This is a genomic window from Streptomyces sp. PA03-6a (assembly GCF_033792765.1).
Lineage (GTDB): Bacteria > Actinomycetota > Actinomycetes > Streptomycetales > Streptomycetaceae > Actinacidiphila.
The window spans coordinates 1-19,423 of record NZ_JARAVK010000177.1; the positions used below are offsets into that span (position 1 = coordinate 1).

Annotated in this window: 19 protein-coding genes; 5 read left to right on the forward strand and 14 right to left on the reverse strand. The window is 73.6% G+C overall.

The window, feature by feature from the left end:
* Positions 1-156: 156 nt before the first annotated feature.
* Positions 157-1,017 carry a helix-turn-helix transcriptional regulator gene (locus tag PV350_RS32505; protein ID WP_499516768.1) on the reverse strand — a complete coding sequence of 287 codons (861 nt, stop codon included), beginning with the start codon at positions 1,015-1,017 and terminating at the stop codon, positions 157-159.
* A gap of 133 nt (positions 1,018-1,150) precedes the next feature.
* Between PV350_RS32505 and PV350_RS32510 the strand changes: the two genes are divergently transcribed.
* Positions 1,151-2,014 (forward strand): NAD-dependent epimerase/dehydratase family protein, encoded by an 864-nt coding sequence (locus PV350_RS32510; RefSeq protein WP_500337301.1) that lies wholly within the window; start codon positions 1,151-1,153, stop codon positions 2,012-2,014.
* A gap of 70 nt (positions 2,015-2,084) precedes the next feature.
* Positions 2,085-2,774: a DUF5995 family protein gene (locus PV350_RS32515; RefSeq protein ID WP_499510744.1), complete on the forward strand. Its 690-nt coding sequence runs from the start codon at positions 2,085-2,087 to the stop codon at positions 2,772-2,774.
* A gap of 11 nt (positions 2,775-2,785) precedes the next feature.
* Here PV350_RS32515 and PV350_RS32520 read toward each other — a convergent pair whose 3' ends face one another.
* The 8 genes from PV350_RS32520 to rpe form a co-directional block, all read right to left on the reverse strand.
* Positions 2,786-4,492, reverse strand: a complete 1,707-nt coding sequence (locus PV350_RS32520) for a flavin monoamine oxidase family protein (protein ID WP_500337302.1) — start codon at positions 4,490-4,492, stop codon at positions 2,786-2,788.
* A 62-nt stretch (positions 4,493-4,554) separates the two neighbouring features.
* Complete coding sequence (locus tag PV350_RS32525) at positions 4,555-5,355, reverse strand: carbon-nitrogen hydrolase family protein (RefSeq protein ID WP_500337303.1); 801 nt, start codon at positions 5,353-5,355, stop codon at positions 4,555-4,557.
* 186 nt (positions 5,356-5,541) lie between these two features.
* Positions 5,542-6,006 carry an Lrp/AsnC family transcriptional regulator gene (locus PV350_RS32530; RefSeq protein ID WP_499510747.1) on the reverse strand — a complete coding sequence of 155 codons (465 nt, stop codon included), beginning with the start codon at positions 6,004-6,006 and terminating at the stop codon, positions 5,542-5,544.
* A gap of 179 nt (positions 6,007-6,185) precedes the next feature.
* A complete protein-coding gene (locus PV350_RS32535) occupies positions 6,186-7,634 on the reverse strand; it encodes a GuaB1 family IMP dehydrogenase-related protein (RefSeq protein ID WP_499510748.1) in 1,449 nt (482 codons plus the stop codon).
* A 46-nt stretch (positions 7,635-7,680) separates the two neighbouring features.
* Entirely contained in the window at positions 7,681-7,998 is a 318-nt protein-coding gene (locus PV350_RS32540; protein WP_499510749.1) for a barstar family protein, read from the reverse strand.
* Complete coding sequence (locus PV350_RS32545) at positions 7,995-8,381, reverse strand: guanyl-specific ribonuclease (RefSeq protein ID WP_500337304.1); 387 nt, start codon at positions 8,379-8,381, stop codon at positions 7,995-7,997. Before PV350_RS32545 ends, PV350_RS32540 begins: the two co-directional genes overlap by 4 nt.
* A gap of 74 nt (positions 8,382-8,455) precedes the next feature.
* The gene (locus PV350_RS32550) at positions 8,456-9,499 is read right to left on the reverse strand and encodes a sugar-binding transcriptional regulator (protein ID WP_500337305.1); all 1,044 of its coding nucleotides are present in this window, start codon (positions 9,497-9,499) and stop codon (positions 8,456-8,458) included.
* Positions 9,500-9,565: 66 nt separating this feature from the next.
* Positions 9,566-10,231, reverse strand: coding sequence for a ribulose-phosphate 3-epimerase (gene rpe, locus PV350_RS32555; protein WP_499510752.1), 666 nt, complete (start codon positions 10,229-10,231; stop codon positions 9,566-9,568).
* A 148-nt stretch (positions 10,232-10,379) separates the two neighbouring features.
* Between rpe and PV350_RS32560 the strand changes: the two genes are divergently transcribed.
* Positions 10,380-12,593: an MMPL family transporter gene (locus PV350_RS32560; protein WP_500337306.1), complete on the forward strand. Its 2,214-nt coding sequence runs from the start codon at positions 10,380-10,382 to the stop codon at positions 12,591-12,593.
* 64 nt (positions 12,594-12,657) lie between these two features.
* Here PV350_RS32560 and PV350_RS32565 read toward each other — a convergent pair whose 3' ends face one another.
* Positions 12,658-12,732, reverse strand: a complete 75-nt coding sequence (locus PV350_RS32565) for a 50S ribosomal protein bL37 (RefSeq protein WP_373297613.1) — start codon at positions 12,730-12,732, stop codon at positions 12,658-12,660.
* Between the two features lie 99 nt (positions 12,733-12,831).
* Positions 12,832-14,088 carry a D-arabinono-1,4-lactone oxidase gene (locus tag PV350_RS32570; RefSeq protein WP_500337307.1) on the reverse strand — a complete coding sequence of 419 codons (1,257 nt, stop codon included), beginning with the start codon at positions 14,086-14,088 and terminating at the stop codon, positions 12,832-12,834.
* 391 nt (positions 14,089-14,479) lie between these two features.
* On the opposite strand from PV350_RS32570, the gene PV350_RS32575 reads away from it, so the two are divergent.
* Positions 14,480-15,628: a glycoside hydrolase family 19 protein gene (locus tag PV350_RS32575; RefSeq protein WP_500337308.1), complete on the forward strand. Its 1,149-nt coding sequence runs from the start codon at positions 14,480-14,482 to the stop codon at positions 15,626-15,628.
* Between the two features lie 51 nt (positions 15,629-15,679).
* Here PV350_RS32575 and PV350_RS32580 read toward each other — a convergent pair whose 3' ends face one another.
* The 3 genes from PV350_RS32580 to def all read right to left on the reverse strand — a co-directional run bounded on the left by PV350_RS32580 (position 15,680) and on the right by def (position 18,764).
* Positions 15,680-17,176 carry an RsmB/NOP family class I SAM-dependent RNA methyltransferase gene (locus PV350_RS32580; protein ID WP_500337309.1) on the reverse strand — a complete coding sequence of 499 codons (1,497 nt, stop codon included), beginning with the start codon at positions 17,174-17,176 and terminating at the stop codon, positions 15,680-15,682.
* 77 nt (positions 17,177-17,253) lie between these two features.
* Positions 17,254-18,186 (reverse strand): methionyl-tRNA formyltransferase, encoded by a 933-nt coding sequence (fmt, locus tag PV350_RS32585; RefSeq protein ID WP_500337310.1) that lies wholly within the window; start codon positions 18,184-18,186, stop codon positions 17,254-17,256.
* Positions 18,187-18,218: 32 nt separating this feature from the next.
* Complete coding sequence (gene def / locus PV350_RS32590) at positions 18,219-18,764, reverse strand: peptide deformylase (protein ID WP_500337311.1); 546 nt, start codon at positions 18,762-18,764, stop codon at positions 18,219-18,221.
* Between the two features lie 187 nt (positions 18,765-18,951).
* Here def and PV350_RS32595 point away from each other — a divergent pair, with 187 nt between their 5' ends.
* The gene (locus PV350_RS32595; protein ID WP_500337312.1) at positions 18,952-19,422 is read left to right on the forward strand and encodes a hypothetical protein; all 471 of its coding nucleotides are present in this window, start codon (positions 18,952-18,954) and stop codon (positions 19,420-19,422) included.
* The last annotated feature ends 1 nt before the right edge of the window (position 19,423 follow it).

Here is a 19,423-nt window from a genome sequence, read left to right on the forward strand (position 1 = left end):
GCCCATGGGGGTCCCCCCGGCCGAAGGCTGGGGGAGGGCACCGGCGCGGCCCCGACCCAGGCACACGATGCGAGACCCGCACTGACCGCGCCGGGCAATCGGGAGGGCGGCGGGGAAACCCCCAACAGCAACCACAACGCACCCGCACACACCAACTCACCGCACCGCAAGGTCCTGCAGCCCCACAACGCGAAGCAACCGCAACCGCTCGTAGGACTCGCTCCCCGGCCGCGCCGTGTACACGATCAACCGCTGATCATGCTCCGCACTGAGCAGCACCTCGCACTCCAGCTCCATCAGCCCCACCACCGGATGCTGGAACCGCTTCACATCCGCGCGCCGCACGGCGACCACGTGCTCGTCCCACAGCCTCGAGAACTCCGCGCTGCGCCCCCGCAGTTCCGCGACCAGCGCGCCCGCGCGCGCGTCGTCGGGCCGGGCGGCCAGGACCGCACGCAGGTGGGCGACGTGACGCCGGGCGTGCTCCTCCCGGTCCCCCGGAGGGAAGAGCTCGCGCGCCGCCGGGTCGAGGAAGAAGCGGCGGACGATGTTGCGCTCCCCCGGTGGCCGGGAGGCCGCGTCGCCGACGAGCGCCGCGGCCATCGCGTTCTGGGCGAGGACGTCCCCCGCGTCGCTGACGACCTGCGCCGGGGTGTCGTCGAGCCGGTCCAGCACCAGCAGCAGTCCGGGCCGTACGTGCCCCGTGGCGCCGGCGTCGCCGGCGCCACGGGTGTCGCGGGGCGGTTCCTCGCCGGCCAGGTGGAAGAGGTGGTCCCGTTCGTCCTCGGACAGGCGCAGCGCACGGGCGAGCGCGCCCAGGATCTGCCGGGACGGCCGGGGGCCCCGTGACTGTTCGAGCCGGGTGTAGTAGTCCGCGGACATCCCGGCGAGCTGGGCGACCTCCTCGCGGCGCAGCCCGGGGGTGCGCCGCCGGACGCCGACCGACAGGCCCACGTCGGAGGGGGCGAGGCGGGCGCGGCTGCGGCGCAGGAAGTCGGCGAGCTGCGCGCGGTCGATGTCCACGTTTCAAGCATCCCGCCGGGCCGGGACCTTATCCAGGGAGTGTCGGTCCCCGGATGCGGAGGTCTCTCCCGCGGCGCCGCGGGCCGCCGCAGCCTGGTCGCGTGACGGCGACGAGAGGGGACCGAGGATGCTGACGCTGGTGACGGGGGCGACCGGTCGGGTCGGCAGCCGCTTCGTGCCGAGGCTGCTCCAGTGGTGCCGCCCGGGCGAGGAGGTGCGGCTGCTCGTGCGGGACGCGGAGCGGGGCGAGGGGCTCGCCCGGCTGGGGGCGCGGATCGCGGCCGGGGACCTGCGGGACCCGGAGGACCTGCGCAAGGCCCTGGCGGGCGTGGATGCGGTCGTGCACCTGGCGGCGGTGTTCCGGGACGGCTCGCAGGAGGGCACCTGGGCAGTGAACCGCGATGCCACGCTGGCCCTGGCGCGGGCGGCCGCCGAGGCCGGGGCGAGGCGTTTCGTGCAGGCGAGCACGAACCTGGTGTACGGCGAGGGCCGGGGCCGCCCCCTTGTGGAGGACGACGCGAGCGTGCCGGGCGGCCCGATGTGGGGCGCGTACCCCGCGTCGAAGGCGGAGGCCGAGCGGGGGCTGCTGGAGCTCCACCGCGAGCTGGGCCTGGACGTCCGCATCGGCCGGCTGGCCTTCGTGTACGGCGACGGCGATCCGCACCTGGCGCAGTCCCTGCGCTGGGCGGGCGGCTGGGCGGCGCACCAGCGGCTGCACATGGTGCACCACGCGGACGTGGCCCAGGGCCTGCTGCGGCTGCTGCGGGCCCCCGGCATCGGAGGCCGGGCGTACAACATCGCCGACGACGCGCCGGTGTCGGCGGTGGAACTGCACTGGGTGAACGGCGCCGAGGTCCCGGGCGGCATGGCGGGGCGGGCGGCGGGCGATCCGTGGGACGGCGTGGTGTCGAACCTGCGCATCAGGGAGGAGCTGGGCTTCCGCCCGCAGTATCCGTCGGTGTGGACGGCCCGCGACGCGGGCGCGCTCTGACTCACCCGATCCGGGGACGCCACGGCCGCCGTGCCGCACACGCCGCCCGGCCTGCTGGGACGCTGTGCCCATGACGACGGCACGGCGGCCGGCCCCGGTGGGGGTGGGCCAGGTGGTGGCGCGCATGCGCGCGCTCGGCACGGCGCTCCCGCCGGGGGACGGGGTGGCGGTGTTCAACCGTGTCTACCTGTCGGTCACGGAGGAGATGGACGGCCGGCTGGCGGCGGGCGGCTTCGGCGATCCCGTCGCCGCCGCCGTGCTGGCCGCCCGCTTCGCCGCCCGTTACCTGCGGGCGGTCGACGGCGCGACCGACCGCCGTGCCGTCCCTGCCTGCTGGCGGCCGCTGCTGCAGTTGCGCGGGCACCGCGGCGTCCGCCCGCTGCAGTTCGCGCTGGCCGGGATCAACGCGCACGTGGGTCACGACCTGGCGCTCGCGGTGGTGGACACCTGCTCCGCGCTGGGGTGCGAGCCGCCTTCCCTGGAACGGGACTTCGACCGCGTGGGCGATCTGCTGACGTCCGTGGAGGAACGCGTCAGGGAGGAGCTGATGCCCGGCCCCGATCTGCTGGACCTCGCCGACCCGCTGACCCATCTCGCCGGTTCCTGGAGCCTGGAACGCGCGCGGGACGCGGCATGGGCCGCGTCCCGCGTGCTGTGGTCGCTGCGCGGACTGCCCGAGGTGTACGGGGAGTTCGCCGAGAAGCTCGACTCCGGGGTCGGGCTGGTGGGGCGCTTCCTGCTGACCCCGCTGGGCCGCTGAGGGGTGGTGCGTCAGTCCTCGTCGAGCATGACCGGCGCGATCTCGTCGTAGAGGTCGCCCGGGCCCGGGTTGGTCGGGTCCGTGGTGCCGCCGAACTGGTGCATCACGCCCCACACGGCGTTGAGCGCGGTCTGCACGGCGCCCTCGGCCCAGCCCGCGGTCCAGGAGATGTCGTCGCCCGCGAGGTAGATGCCGCGCTTGTCCTCGGGGAGGGTGTCCTGCATGAAGTGGGTGAACAGGCGCCGCTGGTAGCGGTAGTGACCGGGCAGGTTCGCCTTGAACGCGCCCATGAAGTAGGGCTCGTTCTCCCACGAGACGGTCACCGGGTTGCCGATGATGTGCCCGCGGATGTCGACCTTCGGGTAGATCTCGCCGAGCGACTTGAGCATGACCTCCATGCGCTCGGACGCGCTCAGCGGCAGCCACTTGAGGCTGTCGTCGCCCCACGTGTACGACAGGCAGATCACGGCCGGCTCGTCCGGGCCGTTGTCCAGCAGGTAGGTGCCGCGGGTCATGCGGTCGGTGAGCGTCATGCTCATCACGTCGCGGCCCGTCTGCTCGTCCTTGTCCAGCCAGAACGGCCGGTCGACCGGGACGAAGAGCTTGCTGGACTCCATGTAGTGGGTGCGCTCGATCGCCGTCCAGTGGTCGATCGGGAAGAGCGAGTCGTCGCAGTCGATCTTGCTGAGCAGCATCCAGCTCTGCGCGGTGAAGATCGCGGCGCGGTAGGTGCGGATGTCGCCGTCGGCGTCGGTGACGGTGATCCGGTTGCCGGCGGTGCGGTGCAGGCGGGTCACGGCCGGGCGGGGGTCGCCGCCGTGCAGGGACTTCAGCGAGGTGCCGAGCGGCCAGTGGACGATCTTCTGCGGCTCGCGTTCCCACAGCCGCAGCGGCAGCTGCTGGCTGCCGCCGACGATGCCGCGGTGGTGGTCGTCGGCCTCGGTGTAGACGACGCGCAGGATCTCCAGGATGGAGTTGGGGAAGTCGGTGTCCCAGCCGCCGGTGCCGAAGCCGACCTGGCCGAAGATCTCCCGGTGGCGGAAGGACTTGAACGCCTCGGAGTCGCAGAGGAAGCCGTAGAAGGTCTGGTTGTCGAGCTTCTCGACCAGCTTCGCCCAGATCTCGCGGATGCGCGGGACGTCGCGCTCACGCATGGCGCGGTTCATGTCGGAGAAGTCCGCGCCCTCCTCCAGGCAGGCGTTCCAGGCGTGCGCGACGTCGCGGTAGACCTGCGGCAGGTCGTCGATGGTCTGCGCGTAGTGGGACTCGCCCTTGAGGTCGACGACGGTCGACGGGGTCTCGGGGGCGAGCGGGTTGGGGAAGGGCGTGGTCTCCAGCCCCACCAGGTCGATGTAGTGCTGCAGGGCGGTGGAGGACGGCGGGAAGCGCATCGCGCCCATCTCCGCGGTCAGGTTCCCGTCGCAGCCCTCGAAGCCGACGGTGCGCAGCCGGCCGCCGATCCGGTCGGCCTCGTAGACGACGGGCCTCAGGCCCATCTTCATCAGCTCGTACGCGGCGACGATGCCGGACAGGCCGCCACCGATGACCGCGACCTCCGCGCCGTGTTCGGTCGCCGGTATGGAGCCGAGGCCCGCGGCGCTCGCCAGGAAGTCGTCGTAGGCGAACGGGAAGTCCGGGCCGAACATGGTGATCGGCGGGGCCGACCGCACCTCGGGGTGCTGCTCGTCGTGGACCGCGGTGGGCACCGTGGACGTCATGGCGTGGTTCTCCTGGCTGTGAAGCGGTCAGGCGGGGCGGTGGCGGGGGAAGGGGGGCGCGATCAGCCCAGCGAGCGGTACAGCTCGGGGCGGCGGTCCTGGAGGTAGGGCGTCTCCTCGCGGACCGCGCGCAGGAGGTCCGGGTCGGCGTCGGCGACGACCAGCTCCTCGGTGGCTCCGGCCCGGGCGCGCACGGCGCCGTCGGGTCCGGCGAGGCAGCTCTGCCCCGCGAAGTCGAAGTCGCCCTCGGGGCCACAGCGGTTGGCGTAGGCGACGTGCAGCTGGCTCTCGTACGCGCGGGCCGGCACCAGGGTCTGCGGGACGAACTCGTAGGGCCGCATCAGCGCGGTGGGCACGGCGAGCAGTTGGGTGCCGGCGAGGGCGTGGGCCCGCACGGTCTCCGGGAACTCGACGTCGTAGCAGATGAGGAGGCCGATCCGGACGCCGTCGAGCTCGGCCTGGACGACGGCGTCGTCGCCGGGGGTGAACCAGGTGCGCTCGAAGTCGCCGAAGAGGTGGGTCTTGCGGTAGTTGGCGAGGCGTCCGCCGTCCGGCCCGATCAGCTGGGCGGAGTTGAAGACGCCGCAGCCGTCGCGCTCGGGGTAGCCGTAGACGATGCCCAGGCCGTGCTCGGCGGCGATCCGGCCGACCCGGGCGGCGGCGGGCCCGTCGGCCGCCTCGGCGAGGCCCGGGACCGCGTCGCCGAGGGCGTAGCCGGTCAGGTACATCTCGGGCGTGACGAGCAGGCGGGCTCCCGCGGCGGAGGCCCGGCGCGCGGCGGCGTCGAGCGCGGCCAGGCTGTCGTCCACGGAGGAGGGGACGCCGCTCGGGCCTTGGTACAGCGCGGTGCGCAGCGGCGCCATGGAGCCTCTTTCGCCTGGTGGGGAGCGTGTTCCGGGTCTGCCTCGACGGTACGATTCCGGGCCTCGTGGCGACAAGACGCGTCCGTTGCGCACCGACCGCCGATTCGTTGCGCGCCGGGGCCCGGCGGCGGCGATTCGTTGCGCGGGTGCGGCCGGACCCGGCTCCCCGGCCGGGCCCGCGCGCGGTCACGGCTCCGGCTGGTCCGGCACTCCCGTGTAGCGGCGCAGCAGCGGCGACAGCACCAGGACGGACTTGGTGCGCTCCACGAAGGGCTCGCCGGCGATCCGCTCCAGGACGCGCTCGAAGTGGCGCACGTCGGCGGCGTAGATCTGGACGACGGCGTCCGCCTCGCCGGTGACGGTCGAGGCGGACGCCACCTCCGGGTAGCGCGACAGGCCGCGCCGGATGTCGTCGGGCGAGGTGTTGTGGCGGCAGTAGAGCTCGACGAACGCCTCGGTCTCCCAGCCCAGCGCGGAGGGCTCGACACGGACGGTGAAACCCGTGATGGCGCCCTCCGCCAGCAGCCGGTCGACCCGGCGCTTGACGGCGGGGGCGGAGAGCCCGACGAGCGAGCCGATGTCGGCGAAGGAGCGGCGGGCGTCCTCGGCGAGGGCGTGGACGATGCGTTCGTCGAGTTCGTTCAGTCGCACTGGGGGTGGGTCACTTCTCTTCGCGAGCGAGCTGGGAACGGCGCGTGCCGTACGCACACCAGACTACGAGGCCGCCGCCGTCCACCCGGCGGAGCACTCCCGGGTGATCGCGCCCGAGGCAGGGACGCGGGTGCCCCCGTCCGCGGAAGCGGACGGGGGCACCCGAGCAGCGGTGCCGACTACTGCCAGCTGGCGTGCAGCGGCTTGCCCTCGGCGTAGCCGGCGGCGCTCTGGATGCCGACGACGGCCTTCTCGGCGAACTCGGCGAGGTTGGCGGCCCCGGCGTAGGTGCAGGAGCTGCGGACGCCCGCGATGATCGAGTCGATGAGGTCCTCGACGCCCGGGCGGCCCGGGTCGAGGAACATCCGCGAGGTGGAGATGCCCTCCTCGAACAGCCCCTTGCGGGCGCGGTCGTACGCGGACTCCTCGCTCGTGCGGTTGGCCACGGCGCGGGCGGAGGCCATGCCGAAGCTCTCCTTGTACGGCCGGCCGTCGGCGGTCTGCTGCAGGTCGCCGGGCGACTCGTAGGTGCCCGCGAACCAGGAGCCGATCATGACGTTGGACGCGCCGGCGGCGAGCGCCATCGCGACGTCGCGCGGGTGCCGGACGCCGCCGTCGGCCCAGACGTGCTTGCCGTGCCGGGCGGCCTCGGCGGCGCACTCCATGACGGCGGAGAACTGGGGCCGGCCCACGCCGGTCATCATGCGGGTGGTGCACATGGCGCCCGGGCCCACGCCGACCTTGACGATGTCGGCACCGGCCTCGATCAGGTCGCGCACGCCCTCGGCGGAGACGACGTTGCCGGCCACGACCGGCACCTGCGGGTCCAGGGCGCGGACGGCCTTCACGGCCTGGATCATGCTCTCCTGGTGCCCGTGGGCGGTGTCGACGACGAGCGTGTCCACTCCCGCGTCGAGCAACTGCTTGGCCTTGCCCGCCACGTCGCCGTTGATGCCGACGGCGGCGGCGATGCGCAGCCGCCCGCCGGCGTCGGTGGCGGGGGTGTACAGGGTGGCGCGCAGCGCTGCCTTGCGGGTCAGGATGCCGGCCAGCCTGCCGTCGGCGTCCACCGCGGGGGCGAGCTTGCGGTTGGCCTCCTCCAGGCGGTTGAAGGCCTCGCGGGGGTCGATGTCCGCGGGCAGCAGCAGGAGGTCCTTGGACATCACCACGGAGACCTGGGTGAAGCGGTCCACGCCGGTGAGGTCGTGCTCGGTGACGATGCCGACCGGACGGCCGTCCTCGACGACGACCGCGGCGCCGTGGGCCCGCTTGGGCAGTAGCGCCAGGGCGTCGGCGACGGTGGCGTGGGGGCCGAGCACGATCGGGGTGTCGAGCACGAGGTGCCGCTGCTTCACCCAGCTGATCACCTCGGCGATCACCTCGATCGGGATGTCCTGGGGGATGACCACCAGACCTCCGCGCCGGGCGACGGTCTCGGCCATGCGGCGACCGGCGATGGCGGTCATGTTGGCGACCACGAGCGGGATGGTGGTACCGGTGCCGTCCGGGGCCGAGAGGTCGACCGCCTGGCGGGAACCCACCGCCGAGCGGCTGGGGACCATGAACACGTCGTCGTACGTCAGGTCGTACGGAGGCTTTGCATCATTGAGGAAACGCACGTACTTCATTTTTGCACGGACCGGGCCGGAACGAACACGGAGGAAACTCCGGCGCTCACGAAGGGTCGCTCGTAGGTTCCTCCAGGACGACCTCGAAGGGGAGCAGGGCCGGGTCGTGGAAGGCGGCGGCGTCCGCGAGGACCTTGCGCGCGGTCCGCCACTGCTCCGGTTCGGCCGCCGCGAAGTCGGGCCAGCCGCGGACGACCAGGCGGAGCCCGCCCCGCGCGGGGTCGGGCAGGTCGGTGAGGCAGTCGTACAGGGCGTCCCAGTTGCGGCCGAACCAGCCGGGCAGCCGCAACTGCTCGGCGCAGCGGTCCATGAACGCGCTCTTGGTGGTGACCCCGTGCAGGTCCAGCACCGTCGTTGCCGTCATCTGCGGACCGTCCTGAAGCTCTGGTAGTGGTCGTCGGTGTAGTAGACCTCCCCGCCGGAGCCGGTGACGAAGCGCCGGGCGCCACGGTCGCTCGTCCCCGGGGTCGGGACGGTGTACTCGTGGTAGTAGCCGCGCGGGTGCGCGGGCAGCAGGCCCTCGATGTTCCCGAAGACGGTGCCGTCCTTCGCGTACGGGAAGGGGCCGCCCGCGTCGATCAGCCGGAGCGTCTCGCGGGCCTCGGGCGGCAGGCTCGTGACGGCCACCGTGGGCAGCGCCCCCACGGGTTCGGTGGCGGGCGGGGAGCAGCCGGTGAGCAGCAGCGCGAGGCAGCCCAGCAGGGCGAGGGCGATCACGGAGGCACGGCGGACGGGGCCGGTCGGCATGCCGCGATGCTGCCACAGCCCACGACGCCCGCCGCGCACGGCGCGCGAGCGGACGGTCGGCGGTCGGCGGTGGACTAGAACTCGCGGAGCGCCTCGGGGTCCGCGCGGTCGAGGGCGGGCCGCGGCATGGGCGCGGTGGAGTCCAGCAGGTAGTCGGCGGCGGCGGTGTCCGTCACGATGCTGGTGACCAGGCCGGACCGGAGCACGGCGTCGACCGCGGCGGCCTTGCGCAGCCCGCCGGCGATGGCGAGCACCTCGGGGATGCGGCGCAGCCGGTCCGCCTCGATCGTGATGCAGCGCTCGCCCAGGTCACGGCCGACCAGCAGGCCCTCGGCGTCGAAGAGGTGCGAGGACATCTCCGCGGCGACGCCGAGGGAGGCGTAGTGCTCCCGCTCGGCGTCGGTCAGGGCGTCGTGGACGGTGGAGATGCCGGCCGCCCAGGAGCCGATCGACACCACGGCCACGGTGACCTTGTCGAAGTAGCTCATGGCGGCCGCGATGCCGCTCTGGGCGCGCAGCGCCGCCGCCGTCGCCGGGTCGGGCAGCACCATGGGGGCGTACATGGGGTGGGTCTCGCCGCCGGAGACGGCCGCGGCGGTGCGGACCGCCTCGACCGAGCCTCGGTCGGCGGTGCCGGCGTCGTACACGCCGGTGAGCTGGACGACCGTGCACGGCGGCAGGCGGTCGAGGGCGTTGGCCATGGTGATGATGGAGCGCCCCCAGGCGAGGCCGAGCACGTCGCCCTCGCTGACCAGCTCGCCGAGCAGCTGCGCGGCGACCGCGCCCAGGTTCTCCGGGTCGGGGCCGTCGGTCTCGTCGGCGGGCGACTCGACGACGACGGCGTGCCGCAGCCCGTAGCGGGCGCGCAGGGCGTCGGAGCGTTCGGCGTCGAGCTCGGCGGGGACCCTGATCTCGATGCGCACGAGGTCACGTTCGAGGGCCGTCTCCAGGACCCGCGCCACCTTGAAGCGGCTCACGCCGAACTCCTCGGCGATCTGGATCTTGGATTTTCCCTCCAGGTAGAAGCGGCGGGCCATCGCCGCCGCCTGGACCATCTCGCCGGGGCCCATGCGCACCCCTGTGCGGCCTGTGGTCACGTTCTCTCCCCAGTTGCCCATCTGATCGGCTCCGCGCTCATCCTCGCACGTACTCCGGAGTACCGGAGCACGCTGCCCACTCAGTGGTCAGTGCGCGCAGGCGGCCGCCGCCTGCTTGCGCAGCCCCCGTACCGCCTCGGCCGGGTCCTCGGCTCCGTAGACGGCCGAACCGGCCACGAAGACGTCCGCTCCGGCCTCGGCGCAGCGCTCGATGGTGGCGGCCGAGACGCCGCCGTCGACCTGCAGCCACAGGTCCAGCCCGTGCTTGTCGATCAGCTTCCGGGCACGCCGGATCTTGGGCAGCATGATGTCGAGGAAGGCCTGACCGCCGAAGCCCGGCTCCACGGTCATGATCAGCAGCATGTCGAGCTCAGGCAGCAGGTCCTCGTACGGCTCGACCGGCGTCGCCGGCCTGAGCGCCATCGAGGCCCGCGCGCCCTTGGCGCGGATCTCCCGGGCCAGGCGCACCGGCGCGGCGGCCGCCTCGACGTGGAAGGTGACGGAACCCGCGCCCGCCTCGACGTAGGCCGGGGCCCAGCGGTCCGGATCGGCGATCATCAGATGGCAGTCGAGCGGGGTCTTCGTCGCCTTGTGGAGGGACTCCACGACCGGCACGCCGAGCGTCAGGTTGGGGACGAAGTGATTGTCCATCACGTCGACGTGGAGCCAGTCCGCGCCTTCGACGGCCCGCGCCTCGTCGGCGAGGCGCGCGAAGTCGGCGGAGAGAATACTGGGGTTGATCTGCACGGCCATGGTCCCAGTATGGCGGTGCCGGGCGCTTCCCCGCGCACCGGGCGGACGGCTGTGGAAAACCTCCCCGCACGCCCCGTCCGGGCGTGGGATGCCGTGCGGATCGGGAGCACTCCTCGGGGGACGCCTTGGCGAGGCGGAGGTGGCGGGTGTGAAGGCTCCACACGGCTGGGCGGTCCTGGTCTGCGGCCGGCGCGGCAAATGGGTCGTGCTCGCGCTCTGGCTGGTCCTGCTGGTGGCGGTGGCGCCGCTGGCCCAGAAGCTCACGGACGCGCAGCAGAACGACTCCTCCTCCTGGCTGCCGGGCAACGCGGAGTCCACCCAGGTCCTGGAACTGCAGAAGCGGTTCCTGCCCGACACCGCCCCCGCCGTCGTGGTCTACGCGCGCCCCGGCGGACTGACCGACGGCGACCGTGCGACGGTCGGTCAGGACGCCGCGCAGATACGGCGGATGACCGGGCACGGCGTCTTCGGCGGCCGCACCGTCGGCCCGGTGTACGAGGAACGCGCCGCCGGCCCGCGCGCCGCGCAGCTCATCGTCCCCATCGGTGTGGACGAGGGCGGCTGGACGGGCATCGCGGACGCGGTCGCCGACATCCGCGCCGTCACCGGCGACGGCACCAGCGGCCTCGAGGTGCACATCACCGGACCGGGTGGCTTCGCGGCCGACTCCGCCGAGGCCTTCGAGGGCATCGACGGCACCCTGCTGTACAGCGCGCTCGCCGTGGTCGTCGTCATCCTGCTGTTGACCTACCGCAGCGTCACCCTCATCCTGCTGCCGGTCGTCTCGGTCGTCGGGGCGCTGTTCACGGCGCAGGCGGCGGTCTACCTGCTGGCCGAGCACGCCGACCTCGTCGTCAACGCGCAGAGCGCGGGCATCCTCACCGTCCTGGTGTTCGGCGCCGGCACGGACTACGCGCTGCTGCTGGTCGCCCGCTACCGCGAGGAACTGCGCCGCCACGAGGACCGCCACGACGCCATGGCGCTGGCCCTGCACCGGGCGGGGCCGGCGATCGTCGCCAGTGCCGCCACGGTCGCGGTGAGCATGCTGTGCCTGCTGGCCGCCGAGATGAACTCGACCTCCGGGCTCGGGCCTGTCGCCGCCGTCATCGGCCTGGCCGCCATGCTGACGCTCTTCCCCGCCCTGCTCGTCGTCGTGGGCCGCTGGGTGTTCTGGCCCGCCGTCCCGCACGCCGGTTCCGCCGAGCCCACCCGGAACGGGGTGTGGTCAGGGGTGGGCCGCCGCATCGACCGCCGGCCGCGCACGGTGTGGGTGGGCACCGCCGCCGTACTGGCCGCGCTCTCGCTGGGCGTGATCGGTCTGGAGGCGGCGGGCCTGAGCAACGCCCAGAGCTTCACCGGGACCCCCGACTCCGTCACCGGCCAGCAGGTCGAGTCCCGCTACTTCCCCGCCGGCTCGGGACAGCCGCTGGTGGTGATCGCCGACGCGGGTGCGGCGGAGCAGGTCAAGGCCGCGCTCGACGGCATCGAGGGCGTCGCACCGGGCTCCGCTGTCGTACCGAAGGGCGCACCCGCGCAGAAGGACGGCCGGGTCTACCTGGAGGCCACGCTCACCGACCCGGCCGACAGCCAGGCCGCCGAGGACACCGTGGACCGCGCTCGCGGGACCCTGCACGCCGTACCGGGTGCCGACGCCAAGGTCGGCGGCGGTACGGCGGCACTGCTCGACGCGGGCCGCGCCGCGGCGCACGACAACGAGCTGCTCATCCCCATGATCCTCGTCGTCGTGCTGGTGATCCTGAGCATCCTGCTGCGGGCCCTCACCGCCCCGCTGGTGCTCATCGCGACCGTGGTGCTCTCCTTCGCCGCCGCGCTCGGCGTCAGCGTGCTCGCCTTCCGCCACGTCTTCGGCTTCCAGGGCGAGGACACGGCCTTCCCGCTGTTCGTCTTCGTGTTCCTGGTGGCGCTGGGCATCGACTACAACATCTTCCTGATGACGCGGATCCGCGAGGAGAGCGCGCTGTCCGGGACCCGCGAGGGGACCCTCACCGGCCTCGCGGCGACCGGCGGTGTCATCACCTCCGCGGGCCTGGTGCTCGCCGGCACGTTCGCGGCCCTGGCGACACTGCCCGTCGTGGGCTTCGCGGAGATCGGCTTCGCGGTGGCCTTCGGCGTCCTGCTGGACACCTTGGTCGTGCGGTCGGTGCTGGTGACCGCGCTCACCCTCGACCTGCGGCACCGCGTGTGGTGGCCGAGCCGCCTGGACCGCCCCCGCACTGGGGCACCGGCCGGGGAACCGGCCGGGGAACCGGCCGGGGAACCGGCCGGGGAACCGGCCGGGGAACCGGCCGGGGAACCGGCCGGGGAACCGGCCGCGCCCGCCGCCCCGCACGCCGGTCCGTGACGTCCGCCGGACAGCAGTGACCGCCCGCGCCGGGCGCGGGCGGTCACGTGCGGCACGGCAGGTGTCACGCGTTGGGACGCTTGCCGTGGTTGGCGCCCTTCTTCTTCCGGGCGCGCCGCTTGTTGCCTCGCTTGGACATGATGCCCAACCCTCTCGTACAGGACATTTCGACCGCGGTCAGTCTATGACCGCCCCCGGCGTGCGGCACGTCAGCGACGCTCCGCGCGCGAAGGCCCGGTCAGTCCGGGAAGTGCTCGCGCATGAAGGCGTTGCGGAAGACCCCTGAGGGGTCGAACCGGGCGACGAGCTGCCGGAAGTCGTCGTAGCGCGGGTAGAGCTCGCGCAGTGCGGCGGGCGACGGGGTGAAGAACTTGCCCCAGTGCGGACGGGCGGAGAAGGGGCGCAGGGCTTCCTCGACGACCTGGACCGCCCGCGTCACCGCCGCGACGTCCGGGGTCCAGGTGAAGTGGAAGGCGACGCTGTCACGTCCGTGGGCGGGGCTGAGCCAGAGGGAGTCGGCCGCCACGGTGCGGATCTCGCCGATCAACACTTCGGACGAGAACCGCTCCCGCACCCGCCACAGGGCGTCGAACGCCGCCACCGCGTCGCGCCGGTCGACGAAGAACTCCGACTGGATCTCCTCGCCGCTGCTCGGGGTGAACTCCAGGCGGAAGTGGGGCAACCGCTCGTACCAGGGGCCGGCCAGGCCCTGCTGCGGGGTGCAGTGCGTGCCGGGCATCCCCGGGATCGGGTGCCGTGGCCCGTCGGCCGCGGTGGCCCCCAACCACGTCTGCGGTACGGGCTCGGCCCCGTCGGCGTCGACCCGCTCCTTGAGCCACACCTGGTCGACGGCGCGGTCCCGCCAGCGGGTGAAGACCGACACGCTGTACCCCGCCGACATCACCGTGTCGAAGTTCCCGAGGAACTCCTCCTTCGGCATGTCCTCGTAGACGGTCTGGCGCACGGCGAAGGACGGGACGAGGTCGAGGGTCAGCCGGGTCACGACGCCCAGTGCGCCCAGGGCGACGACGGAGCCGTCGAAGTCGGGCTCGCCGCGACGGATCTCGGCGAGCCCGCCGTCGGCGGTGACCATGGTCAGCGCGCTGACCGCGCCGGCCAGGCAGCGCCGGCCGGTGCCGGAACCGTGCGTGCCGGTGGCGCACGCACCGGCGACGGAGATGTGCGGCAGGGAGCCGAGGTTGTGCAGCGCCAGACCCGCCTCGTCGATCGTGCGGACGATCTCGCCGAAGCGCAGCCCCGAGGCGACCGTCGCGGTACGGGCGGTGCGGTCGACGTCGATCACGGCGGGCAGCCGCGAGGTCGAGACGTGCTCGCCGTCGGTGTCGGCGACGGTGCTGAAGGAGTGCCGGGTCCCGAGGGCGCGCACCCGTGGGGACCGGGCCACGATCTCCTGCAGTTCGGTGACGGACTCGGGGTGGTGGAGGCTTCGTGCGGTGAAGGCGACGTTGCCGCCCCAGTTGCTCTCCGCGGGCATTGCGGTCGTTCCTTCCTGTACGGCCCGGCTGCCGGCGGCCGCGCGGCGCGCGGCCTGCCGGATCAGTGGTTCGGGGCCTGCCGTTCCAGGATGATTCTCGCCGCTGGGGCCGGGGGCGCAGGACAGGGGTGTGTCGTGGCGCCGCGGGGGCCGGGCCCGCCCGTTCCTTCAAGTCTTGACGTGACCCCGTCATCCTGGCATGGTCTAGACCTAGCTGGGCTCAACGGGACGGCGCAGCAGGGAAGTCCACGCCGCCCCGGACACGACGTACGCCGCGCCGCGCCCGTGCGTGACCTCCTCGGAAAGACCCGTGCCCGCCGTGCGGAGCACCCCCCGCCAAGCTCCCTCCCCCACGACCGCGGCCTCCGGCCGGGTAAGGAGCGACTCCCCCATGTCCACGTCCCTCGCCGGACGGCTCCCCGCAGGGCGTACCGTCCTGGGTCCGTCCGCGGTGTTCGCCGTCCTCGCGGCGCTCCTGGCCACCTTGTTCGTCGCGACGCCGACCGCCCGCGCGGCGGACGGCCAGATCAGCGGCCTGGCGGGCAAGTGCGTCGACGTCGCCGCGGCCAACAGCGCCAACGGCACCGCCGTACAGCTCTACGACTGCAACGGGACCAACGCCCAGCGCTGGTCCAACCCCGGCGACGGCACGCTGCGCGCGCTCGGCAAGTGCCTCGACGTCGTCGACCGCGGCACCGCCGACGGGGCCGCGGTCCAGTTGTGGGACTGCGCGGGCAGTGCCAACCAGCAGTGGGTCGTCACCGCTGCGCGCGACATCGTCAACCCCGCCGCCAACAAGTGCCTGGACGTCCGGGACAACAACTCCGCCAACGCCACCCGGCTGCAGATCTGGACCTGCACCGGCGGGGCGAACCAGAAGTGGAACGCCCCCGCGAGCGGCGGTGGCGGCACGAACCCGTCCGGATTCGTCGTCAGCGAGGCCCAGTTCAACCAGATGTTCCCGGGCCGCAACGGCTTCTACACCTACAGCGGCCTGGTCGCGGCCCTGAGCTCCTACCCGGGCTTCGCCAACTCCGGCAGCGACACCGTGAAGAAGCAGGAGGCCGCCGCCTTCCTCGCCAACGTCAGCCACGAGACGGGCGGGCTGGTCTACGTGGTCGAGCAGAACACGGCCAACTACCCGCACTACTGCGACTGGGGCCAGCCCTACGGCTGCCCGGCCGGCCAGGCCGCGTACTACGGCCGCGGACCGATCCAGCTCAGCTGGAACTTCAACTACAAGGCGGCCGGCGACGCCCTCGGCATCGACCTGCTGGGCAACCCCTGGCGCGTGGAGCAGGACGCGGCCGTGGCCTGGCGCACGGGCCTTTGGTACTGGAACACCCAGAGCGGCCCCGGCACCATGACCCCGCACAACGCCATGGTGAACCAGGCGGGCTTCGGCCAGACGATCCGCTCCATCAACGGGTCCCTGGAATGCGACGGCCGCAACCCGGCCCAGGTGCAGAGCCGGGTGAGCAAGTACCAGCAGTTCACGGCGATCCTGGGCGTCGGCCAGGGTGCCAACCTCTATTGCTGAGCCTCCGCCGCGCGGGTGCGGCCCGGACGTCCGGGCCGCACCCGCGTGCGGTCATTCCCCGGTGCGGCGCAGCAGGGCGAGGTACATCGCGTCGGTGCCGTGCAGGTGGGGCCAGAGCTGGACGTCGGGGCCCTCGCCGAGGTCGGGGACCCCGGGCATGAGGGGGCGGGCGTCGACGAATTCGGCGGGGACGGCCCCCGGCTGGCCCAGGACGTCCTCCACGACGGCACGGGTCTCGGCCGGATGCGGGGAGCAGGTCGCGTAACCGACGACCCCGCCAACGCGCACCGCGCGCAGGGCGGACTCCAGCAGGCCGCGCTGCAGGGGCGCGAACCCCGGGACGTCCTCGGCGCGCCGGCGCCAGCGCGCCTCGGGGCGGCGGCGCAGGGCGCCGAGGCCGGTGCAGGGCACGTCGACCAGGACACGGTCGAAGGCGCCCGGGCGCCAGGCGGGCCGGGTGCCGTCGGCGACGATCACCTCGAACGGCCCGGGGTTGCCGGCCAGGGCGCGGGCCACCAGCCGGGCCCGGTGCAGCTGCTTCTCGGAGGCGACCAGGGCCGCCCCACGCTCCGCGGCGAGCGCGCCGAGCAGGGCCGCCTTGCCGCCGGGGCCGGCGCAGCCGTCCAGCCAGAGCCGGTCGGGGCCCTCGCCGAGCGGGGCCGCGGCCAGGGCGGCGGCGACGAGCTGGCTGCCCTCGTCCTGGACGCCGGCGCGGCCCTCGCGCACCGCCTCGATGGTCGCGGGGTCGCCGCCCTCGGCGAGCCGGACCGCCCACGGGGACCAGCGGCCGGGGAGGGTGGCGTCCTCGGGAAGCGCGTCGGCGAGCTCCTGCGGGGTGGCGCGGCCGGGGCGCGCGACGAGGGTGACCTCGGGGCGCTCGTTGTCGGCCGCGAGCAGCTCCTCCATGCCCGCGCGGCCGCCACCGAGGGCGTCCCACAGGGCCGAGACGATCCAGCGCGGGTGCGAGTGGACGACGGCGAGGTGGTCCTCGGGGTCCTCGTCGTAGGGCGGCGCCACCTCGTCCAGCCAGGCGTCGAGCTCCTGTGCGGCGATCCGGCGCAGCACCGCGTTGACGAACTTCGCGCGCCCGTCGCCGAGGACCACGCGGGCCAGCTCGACGGTGGCGGAGACGGCGGCGTGGCTGGGGATGCGGGTGCCCAGGAGCTGGTGGGCGCCGAGCGACAGCACGTCCAGCACGGGCGGGTCGACCTCGCGCAGCGGCCGGTCGACGCAGGCCGCGATCACGGCGTCGTACGTGCCCCGACGGCGCAGGGTGCCGTAGACCAGCTCGGTGGCGAGGGCCGCGTCGCGCCGGTCGAACTCCCGGCCCTTGCGTGCCGCCTCGGCCTCGGCCTCGCGCAGCAGCGAGGGCAGGACGAGGTTGGCGTAGGCGTCGCGCTCGTCGACCGCCCTCAGCGCCTCGAACGCCAGGATGCGCACGGGGTCGCGCTGGGGCTTGCGGTAGGGCCGGCCGCCTTGCGGGGGCCTGCCCTGGGTGCGGCCCTGACGGGCGGCGGGCTGCGGTCGGCGGCGTGACGGTTCGCTCACGTGGAAGGTGCTCCGGAAGTGTCGGTGGTACGGCGGGACGCGGTGCGCCCCGCTTCGAGCGTACGTGGCAGACGCGGTCAGGCGCCGAGCCGGTCGCCGGAGGGGACGCGGACGCCGCGCGCCCAGTCGGCGGCGGGCATCGGCTTCTTGCCCTGCGGACGCACCTCGCCGAGCTCCACGGCGTGGCGGCCGGTGCCCACGTACACGGCGCGCTTGGTGACCTCCAGCTCGCCGGGCGCCAGGTCGGTGCGCTCGGGCAGCAGGGTGACGGGGCCGATCTTGAGGCGCTCGCCACCGAACAGGGTCCAGGCACCGGGCGCCGGCGTGCAGCCCCGGACCAGCCGGTCCACCCGCAGCGCCGGGGCGTTCCAGTCGACCTGGGCGTCCTCGACGGTGATCTTGGGCGCCAGGCTGACGCCCTCGGCGGGCTGCGGCCGGGCGACCAGCGCGCCGTCCTCGATGCCGTCCATGGTGGCGGAGAGCAGTTTCGCACCGCTGTGCGAGAGCCGGGTGAGCAGGTCGCCGCTGGTGTCGCGGGGCCGGACGTCCTCGGTGACGACGCCGTACACCGGCCCGGAGTCCAGGCCCTCCTCGATGAGGAAGGTCGCGGCCCCGGTGACCTCGTCGCCCGCCATGACGGCGTGCTGCACCGGGGCGGCGCCGCGCCAGGCGGGGAGCAGGGAGAAGTGCAGGTTGACCCAGCCGTGGGCGGGCACGTCGAGGGCGACGCGGGGCAGCAGCGCGCCGTAGGCCACGACCGGGCAGCAGTCCGGGGCGATCTCCCGGAGCCGGGCGAGGAAGTCCTCGTCGCGGGGCCTGGCGGGCTTGAGGACCTCGATGCCGGCCTCCTGCGCGCGCTGGGCCACCGGGCTGGCGACGAGCTTGCGGCCGCGCCCCGCCGTGGCGTCCGGCCGGGTGACGACGGCGACGACCTCGTGCCGGCCGGATGCGATCAGGGCGTCGAGGGCGGGAACGGCGACCTCGGGGGTGCCGGCGAAGACGAGCCTCATGCGTGCGGGGTGCCTTTCTGCAGTGCGCGGCCCTACAGTGCGCGGCCGAAGGTGCTGTGCGGGGAGACGCGGACCTGGGGCGCGGGCCGACCGGCCCACTCGGCCTCGCGTATCGCCTTCATCGCGGCCTTGCGCTGCTCGCGGTCGAGGCGGTCGATGAAGATGATGCCGTCGAGGTGGTCGGTCTCGTGCTGGATGCAGCGGGCGAGCAGCTGGGTGCCCTCGATGGTCACCGGGTCGCCGTGCATGTTGAAGCCCCGGGCGACGACGCCGTGGGCCCGCTTGGTGTCGAAGCGCAGCCCGGGCAGGGACAGGCAGCCCTCGGGGCCGTCCTGCTCCTCCTCGCTCAGACTGAGGTCCGGGTTGACCAGATGGCCCAGCTCGCCGTCGACGTGGTAGGTGAACACCCGCAGCGAGACGCCGATCTGAGGAGCCGCCAGGCCTGCGCCGGGGGCGTCCTTCATGGTCTCCTCGAGGTCCTTGACGAGGGTGCGCAGCTCTTTGTCGAAGACGGTCACGGGCTGCGCCGTCATGCGCAGCACGGGGTCGCCGAAGAGGCGGATCGGCTGGATGGACACGCGGTGGCTCCGTGGTCGGACGGGGACAGGGCAACCGCCCCAGTCTATGGGCCGGTGGGGTGGGGGCGCGCACCCCTGCGCACGCCCCCCGAAGGGTGCGATGCGCCCCTGATGCGTGACTCCACGGGAGTCTGGCGCGTTGGTCAATGGAGTTTGACCCACAAGAGCCGGTTCGAGAGGCCAGTTGATGCCCGAACACGCAACTCATGACGCCCAGGCCAGGGCGAGCCTTCACCTGCTGGTGCGGGACATCGAGCGGGTCCGCCGACAGGTCGACGCGCTGCGCACCCTCACCACCCAGCTGGGCAACGTCTACCGTCCCCGCCGGGGCGGGCCGTCCGCGGGATTCGTGGTCTACGGCCGCGCCCCCGCTCCCACCGTCCGGCTAGCCCAGGAGCTGCGGGACAGCGTCGAGACCCTGGTGACCGCGGCCGTCGAGTTCGACCGCTCCCTGGGCTTCAGCTGGGACGCCGTCGGCTCCGCGCTGGGCGTCACCAAGCAGGCCGTCCACCGGCGGTACGGCAACCGGCGCTCGGCGCCGCCCGGAGCGGCCGTGGCGGAGGTGCACGGCGACCCCCCGGCCCCGGCGGTGCTGCCCTCCGTGCCCGCGGCTGTCCCTTTAACCCATTTGACCATGCGAGCAAAAAGGCCCGTTTAGA

What these genes read in the sequence shown, in the direction of transcription:
- PV350_RS32510 (WP_500337301.1), top strand. Translation starts at nt 1,151, where the DNA reads ATGCTGACGCTGGTGACGGGGGCGACCGGTCGGGTCGGCAGCCGCTTC.
- PV350_RS32515 (WP_499510744.1), top strand. Translation starts at nt 2,085, where the DNA reads ATGACGACGGCACGGCGGCCGGCCCCGGTGGGGGTGGGCCAGGTGGTG.
- PV350_RS32520 (WP_500337302.1), bottom strand. Translation starts at nt 4,492, where the DNA reads ATGACGTCCACGGTGCCCACCGCGGTCCACGACGAGCAGCACCCCGAG.
- PV350_RS32525 (WP_500337303.1), bottom strand. Translation starts at nt 5,355, where the DNA reads ATGGCGCCGCTGCGCACCGCGCTGTACCAAGGCCCGAGCGGCGTCCCC.
- PV350_RS32535 (WP_499510748.1), bottom strand. Translation starts at nt 7,634, where the DNA reads ATGAAGTACGTGCGTTTCCTCAATGATGCAAAGCCTCCGTACGACCTG.
- PV350_RS32540 (WP_499510749.1), bottom strand. Translation starts at nt 7,998, where the DNA reads ATGACGGCAACGACGGTGCTGGACCTGCACGGGGTCACCACCAAGAGC.
- PV350_RS32545 (WP_500337304.1), bottom strand. Translation starts at nt 8,381, where the DNA reads ATGCCGACCGGCCCCGTCCGCCGTGCCTCCGTGATCGCCCTCGCCCTG.
- PV350_RS32550 (WP_500337305.1), bottom strand. Translation starts at nt 9,499, where the DNA reads ATGGGCAACTGGGGAGAGAACGTGACCACAGGCCGCACAGGGGTGCGC.
- rpe (WP_499510752.1), bottom strand. Translation starts at nt 10,231, where the DNA reads ATGGCCGTGCAGATCAACCCCAGTATTCTCTCCGCCGACTTCGCGCGC.
- PV350_RS32570 (WP_500337307.1), bottom strand. Translation starts at nt 14,088, where the DNA reads ATGCCCGCGGAGAGCAACTGGGGCGGCAACGTCGCCTTCACCGCACGA.
- PV350_RS32575 (WP_500337308.1), top strand. Translation starts at nt 14,480, where the DNA reads ATGTCCACGTCCCTCGCCGGACGGCTCCCCGCAGGGCGTACCGTCCTG.
- fmt (WP_500337310.1), bottom strand. Translation starts at nt 18,186, where the DNA reads ATGAGGCTCGTCTTCGCCGGCACCCCCGAGGTCGCCGTTCCCGCCCTC.
- PV350_RS32595 (WP_500337312.1), top strand. Translation starts at nt 18,952, where the DNA reads ATGCCCGAACACGCAACTCATGACGCCCAGGCCAGGGCGAGCCTTCAC.